This window comes from Stenotrophomonas sp. YIM B06876 (genome assembly GCF_030711595.1).
Lineage (GTDB): Bacteria > Pseudomonadota > Gammaproteobacteria > Xanthomonadales > Xanthomonadaceae > Stenotrophomonas.
In genome coordinates this window covers 1-1517 of record NZ_JAUJUJ010000189.1, presented here as the reverse complement: position 1 = coordinate 1517, position 1517 = coordinate 1, and the positions used below count along the sequence as shown (strand labels likewise).

The 1517-nt window shown below is 59.2% G+C and carries 2 protein-coding genes and 1 pseudogene; 2 read left to right on the top strand and 1 reads right to left on the bottom strand.

Features of this window, described 5'->3' with window-relative positions; genetic code table 11:
- Together QZH66_RS15950 and QZH66_RS15945 are read left to right on the top strand one after the other, a co-directional pair.
- A pseudogene (locus QZH66_RS15950) lies at window positions 1-381 on the top strand (type I restriction endonuclease subunit R); the annotation flags it as partial.
- A 31-nt stretch (window positions 382-412) separates the two neighbouring features.
- The gene (locus QZH66_RS15945) at window positions 413-904 is read left to right on the top strand and encodes a hypothetical protein (RefSeq protein WP_305806871.1); all 492 of its coding nucleotides are present in this window, start codon (window positions 413-415) and stop codon (window positions 902-904) included.
- 69 nt (window positions 905-973) lie between these two features.
- Here QZH66_RS15945 and QZH66_RS15940 read toward each other — a convergent pair.
- On the bottom strand, window positions 974-1517 hold a 544-nt coding region (locus QZH66_RS15940), incomplete at its 5' end, for a patatin-like phospholipase family protein (protein WP_305806870.1).

Below are 1517 nucleotides of genomic sequence, written 5' to 3'. Positions count from 1 at the left end.
CAAGGCCTGGACATGAATGACCCGGCGGCGGTGGATGCGTTCAAGGCCAAGCATTACTTGGCTGACGCCGATTTGGCAGCGCTGCAAACCATCCAGATGCCTGCCGAGCGCAAGATCCAGGACTACCGTTCAACCTACAACGACATTCGCGATTGGCTACGGCGGGAAAAATCTTCCGCTGAAAAGGAAAAGTCCACCATCGACTGGGACGACGTGGTCTTTGAGGTCGACCTGCTGAAGTCGCAAGAAATCAACCTGGACTACATCCTGGAACTGATTTTTGAGAACAACAAGAAAGTCAAGGACAAAGCCGCGCTGGTGGAGGACGTGCGTCGGGTGATCCGCGCCAGNTTGGCTACGGCGGGAAAAATCTTCCGCTGAAAAGGAAAAGTCCACCATCGACTGGGACGACGTGGTCTTTGAGGTCGACCTGCTGAAGTCGCAAGAAATCAACCTGGACTACATCCTGGAACTGATTTTTGAGAACAACAAGAAAGTCAAGGACAAAGCCGCGCTGGTGGAGGACGTGCGTCGGGTGATCCGCGCCAGCCTGGGTAACCGCGCCAAAGAGGGTTTGCTGGTGGACTTCATTAACCAGACGGATCTGGACGGGATCGGTGACAAGGCCAGTGTGATGGATGCCTTCTTCACCTTTGCTCAAGCGGAACAACAGCGCGAGGCCCAAGAGCTGATCAGTGCCGAGAACTTGAATGCAGATGCGGCCAAGCGCTATATCACCGCCTCACTGAAGCGTGAATTCGCCAGTGACAGTGGCACCGAGCTCAATGCGGTGCTGCCCAAGATGAGTCCGCTGAATCCGCAATACCTGACCAAAAAGCAGAGCGTGTTCCAGAAAATTGCCGCTTTTGTTGAAAAGTTCAAAGGTGTGGGTGGGCAGGTTTGACTGCAGTGCATTTACAAAAAGCCAGCCAGCACAAGACCCTCTGCAGCGGAGTTTTGCCCTCCGCTCCATTCAAGGTAAAGCGCAGGTGTCGTCCAGCCCGGTCATTGCCGCCAGTTTTTTCAGGCGCGAGCGGTTGTCCAGGCAGGCCTGGTGCTGGGCTTCGGCTGTTTTTTGCTGGGCCAGGCGTGCCGCCTGGGCGCGTTCGGTCTGCAGTTGGGCGATGCGCTCGCGGATCTGCGGCATGGCGGCCAGGGCGGCTTTTTCGCCTTCGACGATGGCCTGGGCGCGCTGGCTGAAGTCGGCAGAACCGATGTCGAGCACCTTGGGGCGGATGATGACGTCGGCGCGCGCCAGCTCGGCCTGGCCGAGCTTCTGGCCCATGATGGCAATCGACTGGCCCAGCGTGCCCAGCATGCCGTCCGGCGTCTTGCCCCGGGCCTTGTTCGAGATGTCCACGGCAATCACCACGTCGGCGCCCAGCTCGCGCGCCGCATCGACGGGCACGGGGCTGGTGATGCCGCCGTCGACGAAATGGTATTTGCCGATGCTGACGGACTGGAACACGCCGGGAATGCTGCTGGACGCGCGCACGGCCTGGCCGGTGTTGCCGCGC